Annotated in this window: 22 protein-coding genes; 6 read left to right on the forward strand and 16 right to left on the reverse strand. The window is 49.1% G+C overall.

What is annotated here, in order from left to right; genetic code table 11:
- The first annotated feature begins 264 nt into the window (after positions 1-264).
- Positions 265-819 (forward strand): gamma carbonic anhydrase family protein, encoded by a 555-nt coding sequence (locus tag AACS05_RS21415; RefSeq protein ID WP_045448235.1) that lies wholly within the window; start codon positions 265-267, stop codon positions 817-819.
- Here the strand turns inward: AACS05_RS21415 and AACS05_RS21420 are convergent.
- From AACS05_RS21420 to dprA, 6 genes are read right to left on the reverse strand one after another with little or no spacing between them, the layout of a single operon-like run.
- Entirely contained in the window at positions 795-1052 is a 258-nt protein-coding gene (locus tag AACS05_RS21420; RefSeq protein ID WP_045448237.1) for a DUF1488 family protein, read from the reverse strand. The two genes, AACS05_RS21415 and AACS05_RS21420, sit on opposite strands and share 25 nt — an antisense overlap.
- On the reverse strand, positions 1049-1870 hold the full coding sequence (aroE, locus tag AACS05_RS21425) for a shikimate dehydrogenase (RefSeq protein WP_045448240.1): 822 nt from the start codon (positions 1868-1870) through the stop codon (positions 1049-1051). The genes AACS05_RS21420 and aroE overlap by 4 nt, the downstream gene beginning before the upstream one ends.
- Position 1871: 1 nt before the next feature.
- Positions 1872-2444, reverse strand: a complete 573-nt coding sequence (tsaC, locus tag AACS05_RS21430) for an L-threonylcarbamoyladenylate synthase type 1 TsaC (protein ID WP_045448243.1) — start codon at positions 2442-2444, stop codon at positions 1872-1874.
- Positions 2445-2447: 3 nt separating this feature from the next.
- Positions 2448-2990 (reverse strand): DNA topoisomerase family protein, encoded by a 543-nt coding sequence (locus AACS05_RS21435; protein ID WP_045448246.1) that lies wholly within the window; start codon positions 2988-2990, stop codon positions 2448-2450.
- A 26-nt stretch (positions 2991-3016) separates the two neighbouring features.
- Positions 3017-3490: a DUF494 family protein Smg gene (gene smg / locus AACS05_RS21440; RefSeq protein WP_045448249.1), complete on the reverse strand. Its 474-nt coding sequence runs from the start codon at positions 3488-3490 to the stop codon at positions 3017-3019.
- Positions 3462-4586: a DNA-protecting protein DprA gene (dprA, locus tag AACS05_RS21445; protein ID WP_045448252.1), complete on the reverse strand. Its 1125-nt coding sequence runs from the start codon at positions 4584-4586 to the stop codon at positions 3462-3464. Before dprA ends, smg begins: the two co-directional genes overlap by 29 nt.
- Positions 4587-4715: 129 nt before the next feature.
- Here dprA and def point away from each other — a divergent pair, with 129 nt between their 5' ends.
- The 5 genes from def (at position 4716) to mscL (ending at position 9482) form a co-directional block, all read left to right on the forward strand.
- On the forward strand, positions 4716-5225 hold the full coding sequence (gene def, locus AACS05_RS21450) for a peptide deformylase (protein ID WP_045448255.1): 510 nt from the start codon (positions 4716-4718) through the stop codon (positions 5223-5225).
- 14 nt (positions 5226-5239) lie between these two features.
- On the forward strand, positions 5240-6187 hold the full coding sequence (gene fmt / locus AACS05_RS21455; protein WP_045448258.1) for a methionyl-tRNA formyltransferase: 948 nt from the start codon (positions 5240-5242) through the stop codon (positions 6185-6187).
- 52 nt (positions 6188-6239) lie between these two features.
- Positions 6240-7529 carry a 16S rRNA (cytosine(967)-C(5))-methyltransferase RsmB gene (gene rsmB / locus AACS05_RS21460; RefSeq protein ID WP_045448261.1) on the forward strand — a complete coding sequence of 430 codons (1290 nt, stop codon included), beginning with the start codon at positions 6240-6242 and terminating at the stop codon, positions 7527-7529.
- A gap of 21 nt (positions 7530-7550) precedes the next feature.
- Complete coding sequence (gene trkA / locus AACS05_RS21465; RefSeq protein WP_045448264.1) at positions 7551-8927, forward strand: Trk system potassium transporter TrkA; 1377 nt, start codon at positions 7551-7553, stop codon at positions 8925-8927.
- Positions 8928-9068: 141 nt separating this feature from the next.
- A complete protein-coding gene (gene mscL, locus AACS05_RS21470) occupies positions 9069-9482 on the forward strand; it encodes a large-conductance mechanosensitive channel protein MscL (protein WP_045448267.1) in 414 nt (137 codons plus the stop codon).
- Here mscL and arfA read toward each other — a convergent pair.
- The 10 genes from arfA to secY all read right to left on the reverse strand — a co-directional run bounded on the left by arfA (position 9479) and on the right by secY (position 15148).
- On the reverse strand, positions 9479-9697 hold the full coding sequence (gene arfA / locus AACS05_RS21475; protein WP_045448270.1) for an alternative ribosome-rescue factor ArfA: 219 nt from the start codon (positions 9695-9697) through the stop codon (positions 9479-9481). The two genes, mscL and arfA, sit on opposite strands and share 4 nt — an antisense overlap.
- Before the next feature lie 56 nt (positions 9698-9753).
- A complete protein-coding gene (gene zntR, locus AACS05_RS21480; protein WP_045448272.1) occupies positions 9754-10179 on the reverse strand; it encodes a Zn(2+)-responsive transcriptional regulator in 426 nt (141 codons plus the stop codon).
- Between the two features lie 10 nt (positions 10180-10189).
- Positions 10190-10558 carry a DnaJ family domain-containing protein gene (locus AACS05_RS21485; RefSeq protein WP_045448275.1) on the reverse strand — a complete coding sequence of 123 codons (369 nt, stop codon included), beginning with the start codon at positions 10556-10558 and terminating at the stop codon, positions 10190-10192.
- A gap of 106 nt (positions 10559-10664) precedes the next feature.
- Positions 10665-11051 carry a 50S ribosomal protein L17 gene (gene rplQ / locus AACS05_RS21490; protein ID WP_001216372.1) on the reverse strand — a complete coding sequence of 129 codons (387 nt, stop codon included), beginning with the start codon at positions 11049-11051 and terminating at the stop codon, positions 10665-10667.
- Between the two features lie 40 nt (positions 11052-11091).
- Positions 11092-12081, reverse strand: coding sequence for a DNA-directed RNA polymerase subunit alpha (locus AACS05_RS21495; protein ID WP_003031139.1), 990 nt, complete (start codon positions 12079-12081; stop codon positions 11092-11094).
- A gap of 25 nt (positions 12082-12106) precedes the next feature.
- A complete protein-coding gene (rpsD, locus tag AACS05_RS21500; RefSeq protein ID WP_003031138.1) occupies positions 12107-12727 on the reverse strand; it encodes a 30S ribosomal protein S4 in 621 nt (206 codons plus the stop codon).
- 33 nt (positions 12728-12760) lie between these two features.
- On the reverse strand, positions 12761-13150 hold the full coding sequence (gene rpsK, locus AACS05_RS21505) for a 30S ribosomal protein S11 (protein WP_003031137.1): 390 nt from the start codon (positions 13148-13150) through the stop codon (positions 12761-12763).
- A gap of 16 nt (positions 13151-13166) precedes the next feature.
- The gene (rpsM, locus tag AACS05_RS21510) at positions 13167-13523 is read right to left on the reverse strand and encodes a 30S ribosomal protein S13 (protein WP_003031135.1); all 357 of its coding nucleotides are present in this window, start codon (positions 13521-13523) and stop codon (positions 13167-13169) included.
- Between the two features lie 146 nt (positions 13524-13669).
- Positions 13670-13786 (reverse strand): 50S ribosomal protein L36, encoded by a 117-nt coding sequence (gene rpmJ / locus AACS05_RS21515; RefSeq protein WP_000868187.1) that lies wholly within the window; start codon positions 13784-13786, stop codon positions 13670-13672.
- 30 nt (positions 13787-13816) lie between these two features.
- The gene (secY, locus tag AACS05_RS21520; protein ID WP_001118864.1) at positions 13817-15148 is read right to left on the reverse strand and encodes a preprotein translocase subunit SecY; all 1332 of its coding nucleotides are present in this window, start codon (positions 15146-15148) and stop codon (positions 13817-13819) included.
- Positions 15149-15153: the final 5 nt, after the last annotated feature.

Consider the following 15153-nt stretch of genomic DNA (forward strand, 5'->3'; position numbering starts at 1 on the left):
CCCTGAATGTCAGGATTTTTCTCTTCAACCGGACCGGCTGTCTGCGTGAAGTGATTCACATCCGCCGTGTCGATGGAGGCGCATTATAGGGATCCCATTTTTTAGCACAAGTGTTTTTTAGATCTTTTTTACTGAATGACGTTTTTTTGCCCCTTTCGCTACATTCCTGCGCAATTTGGCTGATTTTTGATAACTAAATCACTTGCACAGTCTCAATAATCCAACCAAAGTCTTCATTACCGCTCTATTTTCGTTGAGGTAAACATGTCTGATGTACTACGTCCTTATAAGGATCTTTTCCCACAGATCGGGAAACGCGTGATGATCGATACCAGCAGTGTCGTCATTGGTGATGTTCGCCTGGCTGATGATGTCGGGATCTGGCCACTGGTGGCTATCCGTGGTGATGTTAACTACGTGCAAATTGGCGCTTGTACGAACATTCAGGACGGTAGCGTGCTACATGTCACGCATAAATCCTCTTCTAACCCACAGGGTAACCCACTCATCATTGGTGAGGATGTCACCGTAGGTCATAAAGTGATGCTGCACGGCTGCGTCATTGGCAACCGTGTTTTGGTCGGTATGGGTTCGATTCTGCTGGACGGTGTGGTAGTAGAAGATGACGTTATGATTGGTGCAGGAAGCCTGGTTCCACAAAATAAACGCCTGGAAAGCGGGTATCTGTACCTGGGAAGTCCAGTAAAGCAGATCCGCCCACTGAGTGATGAAGAGAAAGCTGGTCTACAATACTCCGCTAACAACTATGTGAAGTGGAAAGACGAGTATTTAAGTCAGGGTAACCAGACCCAGCCGTGATCGTCTTCTTGCTGGGCTTGGATCAGTGTTTCTGCCTCTTCTTCCAGATCCCAGCGATGCATCCGAAAAATCTCCAGCCACTGTTCAGGCGTGTCGCCACCAAAGCGATGCGCCAACACTTCTCCCTTTATGGCACATATTAGCTGCATGCCATGAACCATAGCAGGAAAGACGACAGCATTGATATCTGCTTTCCACTCTTCTCTATCGGGGAACTGGATCGCCTGATTCATGCGGACAGTTCCTGTTGCAACTTTTTAATGATTGGTTCAATCTCCGGCAGTACGCCATGCCAGAGTAAAACAGCATGCGCCGCTTGCCCCACCAGCATTCCCAAGCCATCAGCATAACGTTTTGCTCCCTGAAGCACACACCAGGAAAGGAACGGTGTTGCGCCTTTCTGATAAAACATGTCGTAACAACAGACGGAAGCATGAATCAACGATGCAGGAATGGCTGGAACATCACCACTAATTCCACTGGACGTCGCATTAATAATCAGATCGAATTCGTAGTTCTCAAGTTCATCCATCCCTGCTGCCTGAACACTGCCGGTATGGGAGAAGATCTGAGCCAGTTCTTCAGCTCGAGATGCGGTACGGTTAACGATGGTAACCGCACAATCCATAGAAAGAAGAGGCAACAATACTCCACGGGATGCACCACCAGCGCCAATAAGCAGAATACGTGTCCCGGGGCGAATAAAAGATAAACGCTCAAGATCGCTTAACAAGCCAATGCCATCGGTGTTATCTCCCAGTAAACGCCCATCCTCCAGACGCTTAAGCGTATTGACCGCCCCGGCAAGTGACGCCCGTTCAGTCAATTCATCGGCTCGCGCAAATGCCTCTTCTTTAAAAGGAACGGTAATATTCGCTCCCTTCCCCCCTTCAGCAAAAAAGGTATTCAGCGTATTCACAAAGTTATTGATTGGCGCCAGTACACGCCCATAGGAATGATCAATCTTCAGCTGCTGAGCAAATTGCTGATGGATTAAAGGCGATTTACTGTGCGCTATCGGATTACCAAAAACAGCATAGGCTTCTTTCATATTACCCCTGTCGAAACTGTTCACCCGTCAAAGCATCACGGATTTCCGAAGGATTCAAACGCCCTCCGGTATCGCCTTCAACAACGGGAAAGTCTACACCGAACTGCGCTCGTACTTCCTCTACCGTTCTGCAAGGGGGTAAACCACTCAAATTAGCACTGGTAGAGACTAACGGTTTGCCATAAGCCTGGCACAATGCAACCACTAGCGGGTGATCCGTGACGCGAACGGCCAGAGAATCAAAACGCCCTGTCAACCAACGAGGGGTGGAAGAACGAGCAGGAAAAACAAAAGTGACCGGGCCTGGCCAGCGAGCAAAAACAGCTTTACGTTGTGTATCGGTAAGCATGCTGTCATCGATATACGGTTTGAGTTGCTCAAAACTAGCCGCAATCAGAATTAAGCCTTTTTCAATTGGCCGTTGTTTCAGCTCCAGTAAGCGGGTAACCGCCATTTCACTATCAGGATTACAACCTACGCCGAAAACAGCTTCCGTTGGATAGGCGATGACATTTTCTTGTTTCAGAACTTCTATCGCCGCAGCGATTGTGTCTGTGGGCAGGTTATTATTCACTTTTTATTCCGCCGATATCGGCTTTCCACATTGTTTACTGGCACAGAAGTGTTTCACACCCTGCGCGGTTTTCTTTTCGATGAGGAGCGGATAGTGACACTCAGGACACTCTCCAGCTAAAGGTTTGAAGTTAATGACAAACTGGCACTCCGGATAGCGATCGCAGGAGTAAAACGTTTTGCCATAACGGGAGCGGCGCTGAACCAGATGGCCCGTCTGGCATTGAGGACAAACAATTGCCGTTTCATCAGGTTTGTCGATAAGTTCGGTATGTTCGCAGGCAGGATAATCACTGCAACCAATAAACATCCCGAATCGTCCTTGCCTCAGCACCAGCTCTGAACCACATACAGGACAAAACTTACCCTCCAAAACTTTGACTATATGTCCGTCCGCAGAAGATTTAAGCGGACGGACATAATCGCATTCTGGATAGTGTGAACAGCCGAGAAACGGACCGTGTTTCCCGGAGCGAATAACCAGTTCGGCCCCGCATTGTGGGCAGGGATCGTTTTTACGCACCGTAAACAGTGCTGATTTAGCCATAACAACTCATACTGAACGAAGATTGATTAATGCAGCATACCTTCATTCACTTCAAAGAGTAATTCTTCCATTTGTTGATATGCATTTTCACAACCTGGAATGTTGAATAAAACCATCAGGATCACCCACTTCAGGTCTTCCAGATCGAACTCTGCCGTATCCAGTGCGAGTACGCGTTCAATCACCATTTCTCGCGTTTCGAGGTTTAGCACCTGAATCTGTTCCAGGAATAACAAGAACCCCCGACAACTCGCATCCAGTCGATCGCACTCTTCTGCAGTATAAATACGCATAGAAAGAGGATCCGATGCAAGCTGCATAGGCTCAGCAAGGCCGTCCTGATAATCAGCAAGCTTTTCCAGCCACAGTAACGCGTTGTAGATGTCTTCACGATCAAAACCAGCGTCGGTAAGATCCCGTTCCAGTTTGTCCTGATCCACACGTAGCTCTGCTTCGTTATGGATATATGTCTCAAACAAATACATTAGTACGTCGAACATGGCTTGCCCTCCTCAATCGGACATAGCCGCCGGGTACAGCTGCGATCCATCCTGCTAACTCCAGTTCGAGTAGCTGAGCCACTACCTCTGGCACAGGTTGGCCGGCACGTTCAGCGACGACGTCAACAGGTGTTACCTCATCTCCTACGTTAGCCAGGAGCTCAGGAAATGGCAATGCCACCTCTTCGTGATCTGGCGAATAAATTGAATTTTCAGGCTCATCTGGCAACCAATGTAACCCGTATTGCAAATTTTCCAGAATATCCTCTGGCATCGTCACAAGTGTCGCCCCCTGCTTAATGAGCCAATGAGGACCTTCGCTACCCGGACTCCCGATTGGCCCGGGCAAGGCAAATACCTCTCGTCCTTGTTCCAGTGCACAACGTGCCGTAACCAGTGAGCCGCTACGCTGTGCAGCTTCAACGACCAGCACTCCTTTACTTAGACCACTGATAATACGATTTCGTTGGGGGAAATTACGCGGTAAAGGAAGCGTGTCCAGAGGGAATTCAGACACCAGCGCACCTCCAGCCTCAACCAGATGTTCAGCGAGACAAACATGCCGCCTTGGATGAATGGTTTCCAATCCATTCCCCAGCACTGCAATACTTGTCCCTTTCATATTCACCGCAGCCTTGTGTGCCACGCCATCAATACCTCGAGCGAGTCCACTGGTGATCGTCACCCCATACGCAGCGAGCTTTTCACAAAAAAAACGCCCCCAACGCTCGCCATACCAGGAGTGCTGCCGGTTACCTACGACTGCGACCTGAAATGAATGAAGGCATTCGGGATTTCCAACAACAAAGAGGACTCCTGGATAATCCTCAATAGCGCGAAGTTGCGAAGGATAATGCATGCTGTCGGCAACAATTAAATAGTGATAGGGCAGTTCCAGCCAGCGCAGCGTTTTATCCAGAGTAGACTCTGGAAAGGTTAAGAAACGCTCTGCCTGTCGCTCCGAGAATCCTGCATGTTGAAGTATCGTTTTGTTAATACAGGGCATAGCAATAAGCAAGTGAGCGACGCGAACCATCTCATCACCATACAGCTCACTCACTCGTGTTAAACGTAACCAAATCTCGGTGTGGGTCATCCTTATTCCCCTGCCACAAGCAGCCTTAGCAATCTTTGCGATTGGTCACTGATGCTGTCAATCAGAGGGGGTTTTGTCTAGAATAGAGGTAATAATCTTTCCAACTCCTGAATACAACTCTGGATAACTATGTCAGTTTTGCAAGTGTTACATATTCCGGACGAGCGTCTTCGCAAAGTCGCAAAACCGGTTGAAGAAGTGAATGCAGAAATTCAGCGTATCGTCGATGATATGTTCGAAACGATGTACGCCGAAGAAGGTATCGGTCTGGCGGCAACGCAGGTCGATATTCATCAACGTATTATTGTTATTGATGTCTCTGAAAACCGCGACGAGCGTCTGGTGCTAATTAACCCGGAACTGCTGGAAAAAAAAGGTGAGACTGGAATTGAAGAAGGTTGCCTGTCGATCCCGGAACAGCGAGCACTCGTACCACGCGCTGAGACCGTTAAAATTCGTGCGCTCGATCGCGATGGTAAACCTTTTGAACTCGAAGCCGATGGCTTGTTAGCCATCTGTATTCAACATGAAATGGATCACCTGGTCGGTAAACTGTTTATCGATTATCTGTCTCCGTTGAAGCAACAACGTATTCGTCAGAAAGTTGAAAAACTCGACCGTCTGAACGCACGAGCTTAAGGACAAGGATCAACGTGTCAGAATCACTACGTATAATTTTTGCGGGTACACCTGACTTTGCAGCGCGTCATCTCGACGCGTTACTGTCTTCTGGACATAACGTCGTCGGCGTATTCACCCAACCGGACCGCCCTGCTGGACGCGGCAAAAAGCTGATGCCCAGTCCGGTAAAAGTACTGGCGGAAGAGAAAGGGTTACCTGTTTTTCAACCTGTTTCTCTTCGTCCCCAGGAAAACCAGCAGTTGGTTGCTGACTTACACGCAGACGTAATGGTAGTGGTGGCATATGGCCTGATCCTGCCGAAAGCCGTGCTGGATATGCCGCGTCTGGGGTGCATCAACGTTCACGGTTCTCTGCTTCCGCGCTGGAGAGGCGCTGCCCCTATCCAACGTTCGCTCTGGGCTGGCGATGCTGAAACAGGCGTTACCATTATGCAGATGGATGTTGGTCTTGATACGGGTGATATGTTGCATAAACTCTCCTGCCCAATCACCGCCGACGATACCAGTGCCAGCCTCTATGACAAGCTGGCTAAGCTCGGCCCTCAGGGTCTGCTGCATACGTTGCATCTGCTGGCAACTGGTACCGCAAAACCTGAGGTTCAGGACGAGTCGCTGGTTTGCTATGCTGAGAAGCTCAGTAAAGAAGAGGCACGCGTGGACTGGACGCTCAGCGCCGCACAACTGGAACGCTGCATCCGAGCCTTTAACCCATGGCCAATGAGCTACATCGTCATCGACGAGCAACCGGTCAAAATCTGGCAAGCTACGGTCATCGATAAACCTGCCGGTGCCGAACCAGGTACTATCCTGGAGGCAACCCGTCAGGGCATCCAGATAGCGACAGGCGATGGCATCCTGAATCTCATCTCTTTGCAGCCTGCCGGTAAAAAGGCCATGAGCGCGCAGGATTTGCTTAATTCGCGCCGGGAGTGGTTCGTGCCCGGAAATCGTCTGCTCTGACGGTTCATCTCTTTAAAGCCCGGGCTCTCCGGGCATTTTTATTTTTGCGCTTATGAAAAAACATATTAATTTACGCAGTATGGCGGCCCAGGCCGTCGAACAGGTTGTTGAAAAAGGGCAGTCGTTGAGCAATGTGCTACCCGTCATGCAGCAGAAAGTATCCGATAAAGATAAAGCGCTGTTACAGGAGCTTTGCTTTGGCGTGTTACGTACGCTTTCCCAACTAGAGTGGATAATTAAACAGCTGATGGAACGCCCGATGACGGGCAAACAGCGCACAGTTCACTATCTGGTCATGGTTGGCCTCTACCAGTTGTTGTATACCCGTATTCCACCTCATGCAGCGCTTGCCGAGACTGTAGAAGGCGCAGTTGTTATCAAGCGTCCGCAGTTGAAAGGACTAATTAACGGCGTCTTACGCCAGTTTCAACGCCGCCAGGAAGAACTACTCACTGAGTTTGCACACAGCGAGCTACGTTTCTTACATCCGTCCTGGTTAGTGAAGCGTATTAAAAGTGCCTATCCGCAGCAATGGGAAGCTATTCTTGAGGCAAATAACCAGCGTCCACCAATGTGGCTGCGCGTAAATCGCAACCACCACAACCGTGATGCCTGGCTGAGCCTGTTGAATGAAGCGGGCCTGACCGGTTTCCCACATCCGGAATACCCAGATGCCGTGCGGCTGGAAACTCCTGTATCGGTACTGGCTTTACCTGGTTTCGAACAGGGCTGGGTAACAGTTCAGGATGCCTCAGCTCAGGGCTGCATGAGCTATCTGCAACCACAAAATGGTGAGCAGATCCTTGATTTATGCTGCGCCCCTGGTGGTAAGACAACACATATTCTGGAAGTAGCCCCCGAGGCTAACGTAACAGCAGTGGACGTTGATGAAAAACGTTTGTCACGTGTTTACGACAACCTGAAACGCCTTGGCATGAAGGCGACCATTAAGCAGGGTGATGGACGCTACCCGCAACAATGGTGTGGTAAGCAGAAGTTCGATCGTATTTTGCTGGATGCACCTTGTTCAGCGACCGGAGTTATTCGTCGCCATCCCGATATCAAATGGCTGCGCCGTGACCGGGATATTGCCGAACTCGCACAGTTGCAGGCTGAGATTCTTAATGCAACGTGGGCACATCTGAAGCCTGGCGGCACGCTGGTTTATGCGACCTGCTCTATTTTACCGGAAGAGAACCAGCAACAGATTGCAGGCTTTCTGGCCCGTACGCCAGATGCAGTATTAAGCGAAACGGGTACGTCAGAGCAACCCGGACGTCAGAATTTACCGGGTGCGGAAGAAGGTGATGGCTTCTTTTACGCTAAGCTAATCAAAAAGTGATGAGATAATGGGTCGCGACTGATGAAAATTATCATTCTGGGCGCAGGGCAGGTTGGCGGTACGCTGGCTGAGAACCTGGTCGGAGAGAACAACGATATCACGGTAGTCGATACCAACGGTGAGCGTCTGCGCAGTCTGCAAGACAAGTTTGATCTCCGTGTAGTACAAGGGCATGGCTCGCATCCCAGAGTACTACGCGAAGCCGGTGCTGATGATGCCGATATGCTGGTTGCGGTGACCAGTTCCGATGAAACCAATATGGTTGCCTGTCAGGTAGCTTATTCACTCTTTAATACACCCAACCGCATCGCACGTATTCGCTCACCAGATTATGTCCGCGATGCGGACAAGCTATTCCATTCCGATGCAGTACCTATTGATCATCTGATTGCACCTGAGCAGTTGGTTATCGATAGCATTTATCGTCTGATTGAATATCCAGGTGCACTACAGGTTGTTAATTTCGCGGAAGGAAAAGTCAGCCTTGCAGTGGTTAAAGCCTACTATGGCGGCCCACTGATCGGGAATGCGTTGTCAACAATGCGCGAACATATGCCGCATATTGATACCCGAGTTGCGGCAATTTTCCGTCATGACCGCCCCATTCGTCCGCAAGGCTCTACTATTGTTGAAGCAGGTGATGAGGTGTTCTTTATTGCTGCCTCACAGCATATTCGTGCTGTAATGAGCGAATTACAGCGTCTGGAGAAACCCTACAAGCGCATTATGTTAGTAGGTGGCGGCAATATCGGTGCCGGTCTGGCGCGTCGACTGGAAAAAGATTACAGCGTCAAGTTGATCGAACGCGATCAACAACGTGCTTCTGAGCTTGCTGAAAAACTGCAGAATACGATCGTCTTTTTTGGTGATGCTTCTGATCAAGAGTTGCTGGCGGAAGAGCACATTGATCAAGTTGATCTATTTATCGCTGTAACCAACGATGATGAAGCGAACATCATGTCGGCAATGCTCGCCAAACGGATGGGAGCCAAAAAAGTAATGGTGCTGATCCAGCGTAAGGCATACGTCGATCTGGTACAGGGCAGCGTAATCGATATTGCAATTTCACCGCAACAGGCAACCATCTCAGCGCTACTGAGCCACGTGCGTAAAGCTGACATCGTCGGTGTTTCTTCGCTGCGTCGTGGTGTCGCAGAAGCCATTGAAGCCGTCGCGCACGGGGATGAAACAACATCCCGGGTGGTGGGTCGCTCAATTGACGAAATCAAACTTCCGCCAGGAACGATTATTGGTGCCGTTGTACGTGGTAATGATGTCATGATCGCTAATGATAACTTGCGTATTGAGCAGGGCGATCACGTTATTATGTTCCTGACAGATAAAAAGTTTATTACCGACGTCGAGCGATTATTCCAGCCAAGTCCTTTCTTTCTGTAATTATTCGGGCGCTAATACAGCGCCCTTTTTATTTCCCTTTATTTATCATGGATTAATAAATTTATCTTTCAGCAATACATAAATGGAAATTACCTAAACATTTGTTAAACTTATAAACGTCAGCTGCATAGGGAGAATAAAATGAGTATTATTAAAGAGTTTCGCGAATTTGCGATGCGCGGGAATGTTGTAGATTTGGCAGTGGGTGTCATTATTGGTGCGGCATTCGGTAAGATTGTTTCATCACTGGTTGCTGATATCATCATGCCGCCACTTGGGTTACTGATTGGTGGGATTGATTTTAAACAGTTTGCGTTAACACTACGCGATGCGCAGGGAGATATCCCGGCAGTTGTGATGCATTACGGTGTGTTTATACAGAATATCTTCGATTTCATCATTGTTGCGTTCGCCATCTTTATGGCCATCAAACTAATTAATAAACTAAACCGTAAAAAAGCTGAAGAGCCTGCTGCACCGCCAGCACCATCGAAAGAAGAAGTATTGCTAAGTGAAATTCGTGATCTGCTGAAAGAACAAAATAATCGTTCTTAAGCTATCACTGAAACAAGAAGGCCAGTGGTAAAAAAGTGATTCACTTCCTTGCCACTGGCCTCCCAGTTCCCCCGATTGCCATGTTTACCTTTACGCAGATAACTGCCTTTCCCTTTCTTATTTTTCTCAACACGCTGTCTGAATAGTGGGTCATGCAGTAATGCCTCAATGGCATTGTCCTTTATCTGCCCCTTCGTATGCTGATAACGACTCATAATTACTCCAATTGTTTGGTTTAACGGCGCGAGTGTATTCCCGTCGGTTCAATAAATCAACAGCCCGACTTTGTACCGCTGGCACCTTGCTCAAGCGCTTCGAGAATAGAGCAATACACACTACTGTGAGCCATACCGCAACATGCATCATTCAATCTCTGTAGTGACCTTTGCATAGTCTGAAGCTCCGCAATACGGGCTTCAACTTCCTTTAATCTTTCCTGAACGATCCCCTTTGATTCCTGGCAGGTATGATGTTCTGGATCTATGCGGATCGACAGAAGTTCACGGATCGACTCCAGAGTAAAACCGAGTTGACGTGCATAGCGGATAAATTTAAGACGTTGAAGATCGCTTTCTGTATAGAGCCGGAATCCACCTTCAGTGCGTACTTCATGCTCCATCATCTGCTGTTTTTCATAGTAGCGGATGGTATCGGGCGTAACTTCCGCCAGTTTTGCTAATTCACCAATACGGTACATGCTCCCTCCGCTAGTCATCATTAATTTTATGTTGAAGTTTATCTGCGTACTCGCCGCGTAAAAACTCGGTACTTAGACCAGCCTGTCGTAGTTTGAGTTCAAGCAGAGAAAGGCGTCGGCTCACTTCCTGATACCGAGGATCATCTTTGCGAATACCAGTGAGGATATCAAGCAGGTGTATCGCCTCTCTGCGTTGTTCAATCTCAGGGGGAAGACACCCGGAATTTTTTAATAACCGATATCCGGCTCGAAGTTCTGGCGGAACATGGGAATCATCATCAAGGGCAAGCGGCTCGCCTGTACCAGGCAAATTATCAAACTCACCTTTGGTCTGCGCATCAATAATATGACGCTCTGCCCACTGGTCGAGTAGCCACATACAACACTCCAAAAGATGAACAAAAAGAGTACAGATATTTTAGATAAGTGGGGATGCAACGGATATAAAAAACCCGCCGGGGCGGGTTTTTTTACGTTACTACAGATTACTCTGCAGCAGCTTCTGCTTTCGACTCAGAGCGATCAACCAGCTCGATGTATGCCATCGGCGCGTTGTCGCCTGCACGGAAGCCACACTTCAGAATGCGAGTGTAACCACCGGCGCGGCTCGCGAAACGCGGGCCCAGCTCGTTAAACAGTTTTGCCACGATCTCGTTATCACGAGTACGGGCGAATGCCAGACGACGATTAGCTACGCTATCAGTCTTGGCAAGAGTAATCAGCGGCTCAACTACGCGACGCAGCTCTTTCGCTTTCGGCAGAGTCGTCTTGATGATTTCATGACGAACCAGTGAACCTGCCATATTGCGGAACATAGCCTGGCGATGGCTGCTGTTGCGGTTCAGTTGACGACCACTCTTACGATGGCGCATGACCTTATCCTTCTCAGTAAAACCTTAACCTGTGATCCGGTTACTCGTCAGCGATGCTTGCCGGTGGCCAGTTTTCCAGGCGCATGCCCAGAGACAGTCCACGGGAAGCCAGCACGTCTTTAATCTCAGTAAGAGATTTTTTACCAAGGTTAGGCGTCTTAAGAAGCTCAACCTCAGTACGCTGTACCAGATCACCGATATAGTGGATAGCTTCTGCTTTGAGGCAGTTAGCAGAGCGGACAGTCAATTCCAGATCGTCAACAGGGCGCAGCAGGATCGGATCGAATTCTGGTTTCTCTTCTTTAACTTCTGGCTGACGTACATCACGTAAGTCAACAAAAGCTTCCAGTTGTTCAGCCAGAATGGTTGCCGCACGACGAATCGCCTCTTCAGGATCGATTGTGCCGTTGGTTTCCATTTCGATGACCAGCTTGTCCAGGTCGGTACGCTGTTCTACACGCGCTGCTTCAACATTGTAGGCAATACGCTCTACAGGGCTGTAGCATGCGTCGACCAGCAGACGGCCGATTGGGCGCTCATCTTCTTCCGAATGAATTCGGGTAGAAGCCGGCACATAACCACGACCGCGCTGAACTTTGATACGCATACTAATAGATGCATTCTCATCGGTCAGGTGGCAGATCACGTGCTGTGGCTTGACGATTTCGACATCCCCATCATGGGTAATGTCGGCTGCAGTCACAGGGCCAATGCCAGATTTATTCAAGGTAAGAATAACATCATCTTTACCCTGAACTCTCACCGCCAGCCCTTTCAGGTTGAGCAGGATTTCCAGGATATCTTCCTGAACGCCTTCTTTGGTGCTGTACTCATGTAGTACACCATCAATCTCAACCTCGGTCACCGCACAACCCGGCATCGATGAGAGCAGAATACGGCGCAGTGCGTTACCCAAAGTATGGCCAAAGCCACGCTCTAAAGGCTCAAGGGTCACCTTGGCGTGCGTCGAACTCACTTGCTCGATATCTACCAGGCGCGGTTTTAGAAACTCTGTCACAGAACCCTGCATTGTGTCCTCTCTTTGGTACTAAGCTTTACTTGGAGTAAAGCTCGACGATCAGGTGTTCGTTAATGTCCGCAGACAGATCAGAACGCTCCGGCTTACGCTTGAACGTACCTTCCATCTTGCCAGCATCAACTTCCAGCCAGGTTGGCTTTTCACGCTGCTCAGCCAGCTCCAGAGCGGCTTTCACGCGAGACTGCTTCTTCGCTTTCTCACGAATGCTAACAACGTCATTCGGACTAACCTGATAAGAAGCGATGTTAACAACACGACCGTTTACCATAATTGCTTTATGGCTGACCAGCTGGCGTGCTTCTGCACGAGTGGCACCGAAGCCCATACGGTATACAACGTTGTCCAGACGACCTTCCAGCAGACCCAACAGGTTTTCACCGGTGTTGCCTTTCAGACGCGCTGCTTCTTTGTAGTAGTTACGGAACTGACGCTCCAGCACACCGTAGATACGGCGAACTTTTTGCTTTTCACGCAACTGCACACCATAGTCAGACAGACGCGGTTTACGCGCACCGTGCTGGCCAGGAGCTTGTTCAATTTTACACTTGGTATCGATCGCGCGAACGCCAGACTTAAGGAATAAGTCAGTGCCCTCACGACGGCTCAGCTTGAGCTTAGGACCCAAATATCTTGCCATTTTCTTTCTCCAACAATCCTAGAAACGACAGCGTTATACGCGACGTTTTTTCGGCGGACGACAACCGTTATGAGGGATCGGAGTCACATCAGTAATATTAGTGATGCGGAAACCAGCGGCGTTCAGAGCACGAACAGTAGATTCGCGACCTGGACCCGGTCCTTTGACCATAACTTCCAGATTCTTGATACCGTATTCTTTTACGGCTTCAGCGCAACGCTCTGCTGCAACCTGAGCTGCAAACGGAGTGGATTTGCGAGAACCACGGAAACCGGAACCACCGGCTGTTGCCCAACCCAGTGCGTTACCCTGACGATCAGTAATGGTAACGATGGTGTTGTTAAAAGAAGCATGGATATGAGCCACGCCGTCAGAGACTTGTTTTCTTACACGTTTACGTGCACGAATTGGTGCCTTTGCCATTATTCAATCACCCCGATTATTTCTTGATCGGTTTGCGCGGACCCTTACGGGTACGTGCGTTGGTCTTGGTACGCTGACCGCGAACCGGGAGACCACGACGATGACGCAAACCGCGATAGCAACCAAGGTCCATAAGGCGCTTGATGCTCATGCTAACTTCACGGCGCAGATCACCTTCAACGACAAATTTGGCAACTTCGTCACGCAGCGTGTCGATTTGTTCTTCAGACAGCTCACTGATCTTAACATCTTCAGCGATACCCGCTGCAGCCAGAATGGCCTTGGAACGGGTCTTGCCGACGCCGTAGATCGAAGTTAATGCGATCACAGCATGTTTCTGATCAGGAATGTTAATGCCTGCTATACGGGCCACTATGCACTCCTACTATTTAATATGTACGCACCATGCTGAAAAGCCCGTTTTCAGGATACTCAAATGGAAACGCACAGACATACAAAAGATTGGCTGGCTAATCTAGCCAGCTCAACCCAACTTTGCAAGAAAAATATGCGAATAAATCAGCCTTGGCGCTGTTTATGCTTCGGCTCGGCACTGCAAATCACACGGATGACACCATCACGCTTAACGATTTTGCAGTTACGGCATAATTTCTTGACGGAAGCACGAACTTTCATTTTTACTCTCCGTAACTTCTCGGGCGACCGTTAACGACCGTAGCCTTTCAGGTTCGCCTTCTTCAATGCAGACTCGTACTGACTTGACATCATCAGAGTTTGCACTTGAGCCATAAAGTCCATAATCACGACTACAACGATAAGCAGTGAGGTCCCACCGAAGTAGAACGGTACTTTCATTGCATCACGCATGAACTCCGGGATCAGGCAGATAAAGGTAATGTAAAGCGCACCAACCAAAGTCAGGCGTGTCATTACTTTATCGATATACTTCGCCGTTTGCTCTCCCGGACGAATTCCTGGTACAAATGCACCGGACTTCTTCAGGTTATCTGCTGTTTCACGCGGGTTGAAAACCAACGCCGTGTAGAAGAAACAGAAGAATATGATTGCAGACGCATAGAGTAACACATAAAGCGGTTGCCCAGGCTGCAAATACAGCGAAATTGTTGTCAGCCAGTTCCAACCAGTACCGCCCCCGAACCATGACGCGATGGTAGCCGGGAACAGAATAATACTGGAAGCGAAGATTGCCGGGATTACCCCCGCCATATTCACTTTCAGCGGTAAATGTGTGCTCTGTGCAGCATAGACACGACGACCTTGCTGACGTTTCGCGTAGTTTACCACAATGCGGCGTTGACCACGCTCAACAAATACAACAAAGAACGTCACTGCAAATACTAATACTGCAACCAACAGCAACACGAGGAAGTGCAGGTCGCCTTGACGCGCTTGCTCGATAGTATGGGCAATGGCTGGCGGGAGTCCCGCGACAATACCGGCGAAGATAATGATTGAGATACCGTTCCCGATACCACGTTCAGTAATCTGTTCGCCCAACCACATCAGGAACATTGTTCCTGTAACCAGACTTACAACAGCGGTGAAATAGAATGCAAAGCCTGGATTCATCACCAGGCCCTGCATACCAGGCATATTCGGTAGACCGGTAGCAATACCGATCGACTGGAATATAGCCAGCACCAGAGTACCGTAGCGGGTGTACTGGCTGATCTTACGACGACCAGACTCCCCTTCTTTCTTAATTTCCGCTAACGTTGGGTGAACCACCGTCAGCAGCTGGATAATGATCGACGCCGAAATATACGGCATGATCCCCAGAGCAAAGATAGAAGCACGGCTGAGAGCACCACCAGAGAACATGTTAAACATTTCAATGATGGTGCCTCGCTGTTGCTCAAGCAGTTTGGCAAGTACAGCGGCATCAATACCAGGGATCGGAATGAAAGAGCCAATACGGAACACAATCAGCGCGCCGATTACAAACAGCAGTCTGCGTTTCAGCTCGCCTAAGCCACCTTTGGCACTTTGAAAATCTAATCCCGGTTGTTTAGCCATCTGCT

Source organism: Citrobacter sp. S-77, from assembly GCF_963864895.1.
GTDB classification, from domain to species: domain Bacteria; phylum Pseudomonadota; class Gammaproteobacteria; order Enterobacterales; family Enterobacteriaceae; genus Citrobacter; species Citrobacter murliniae.

Bases quoted from the DNA above. Each gene is read 5' to 3' on its own strand.
- AACS05_RS21415 (WP_045448235.1), top strand. From the start codon at position 265: ATGTCTGATGTACTACGTCCTTATAAGGATCTTTTCCCACAGATCGGG.
- AACS05_RS21420 (WP_045448237.1), bottom strand. From the start codon at position 1,052: ATGAATCAGGCGATCCAGTTCCCCGATAGAGAAGAGTGGAAAGCAGAT.
- aroE (WP_045448240.1), bottom strand. From the start codon at position 1,870: ATGAAAGAAGCCTATGCTGTTTTTGGTAATCCGATAGCGCACAGTAAA.
- AACS05_RS21435 (WP_045448246.1), bottom strand. From the start codon at position 2,990: ATGGCTAAATCAGCACTGTTTACGGTGCGTAAAAACGATCCCTGCCCA.
- smg (WP_045448249.1), bottom strand. From the start codon at position 3,490: ATGTTCGACGTACTAATGTATTTGTTTGAGACATATATCCATAACGAA.
- dprA (WP_045448252.1), bottom strand. From the start codon at position 4,586: ATGACCCACACCGAGATTTGGTTACGTTTAACACGAGTGAGTGAGCTG.
- def (WP_045448255.1), top strand. From the start codon at position 4,716: ATGTCAGTTTTGCAAGTGTTACATATTCCGGACGAGCGTCTTCGCAAA.
- rsmB (WP_045448261.1), top strand. From the start codon at position 6,240: ATGAAAAAACATATTAATTTACGCAGTATGGCGGCCCAGGCCGTCGAA.
- trkA (WP_045448264.1), top strand. From the start codon at position 7,551: ATGAAAATTATCATTCTGGGCGCAGGGCAGGTTGGCGGTACGCTGGCT.
- mscL (WP_045448267.1), top strand. From the start codon at position 9,069: ATGAGTATTATTAAAGAGTTTCGCGAATTTGCGATGCGCGGGAATGTT.
- arfA (WP_045448270.1), bottom strand. From the start codon at position 9,697: ATGAGTCGTTATCAGCATACGAAGGGGCAGATAAAGGACAATGCCATT.
- zntR (WP_045448272.1), bottom strand. From the start codon at position 10,179: ATGTACCGTATTGGTGAATTAGCAAAACTGGCGGAAGTTACGCCCGAT.
- AACS05_RS21485 (WP_045448275.1), bottom strand. From the start codon at position 10,558: ATGTGGCTACTCGACCAGTGGGCAGAGCGTCATATTATTGATGCGCAG.
- rplQ (WP_001216372.1), bottom strand. From the start codon at position 11,051: ATGCGCCATCGTAAGAGTGGTCGTCAACTGAACCGCAACAGCAGCCAT.
- AACS05_RS21495 (WP_003031139.1), bottom strand. From the start codon at position 12,081: ATGCAGGGTTCTGTGACAGAGTTTCTAAAACCGCGCCTGGTAGATATC.
- rpsD (WP_003031138.1), bottom strand. From the start codon at position 12,727: ATGGCAAGATATTTGGGTCCTAAGCTCAAGCTGAGCCGTCGTGAGGGC.
- rpsK (WP_003031137.1), bottom strand. From the start codon at position 13,150: ATGGCAAAGGCACCAATTCGTGCACGTAAACGTGTAAGAAAACAAGTC.
- rpmJ (WP_000868187.1), bottom strand. From the start codon at position 13,786: ATGAAAGTTCGTGCTTCCGTCAAGAAATTATGCCGTAACTGCAAAATC.
- secY (WP_001118864.1), bottom strand. From the start codon at position 15,148: ATGGCTAAACAACCGGGATTAGATTTTCAAAGTGCCAAAGGTGGCTTA.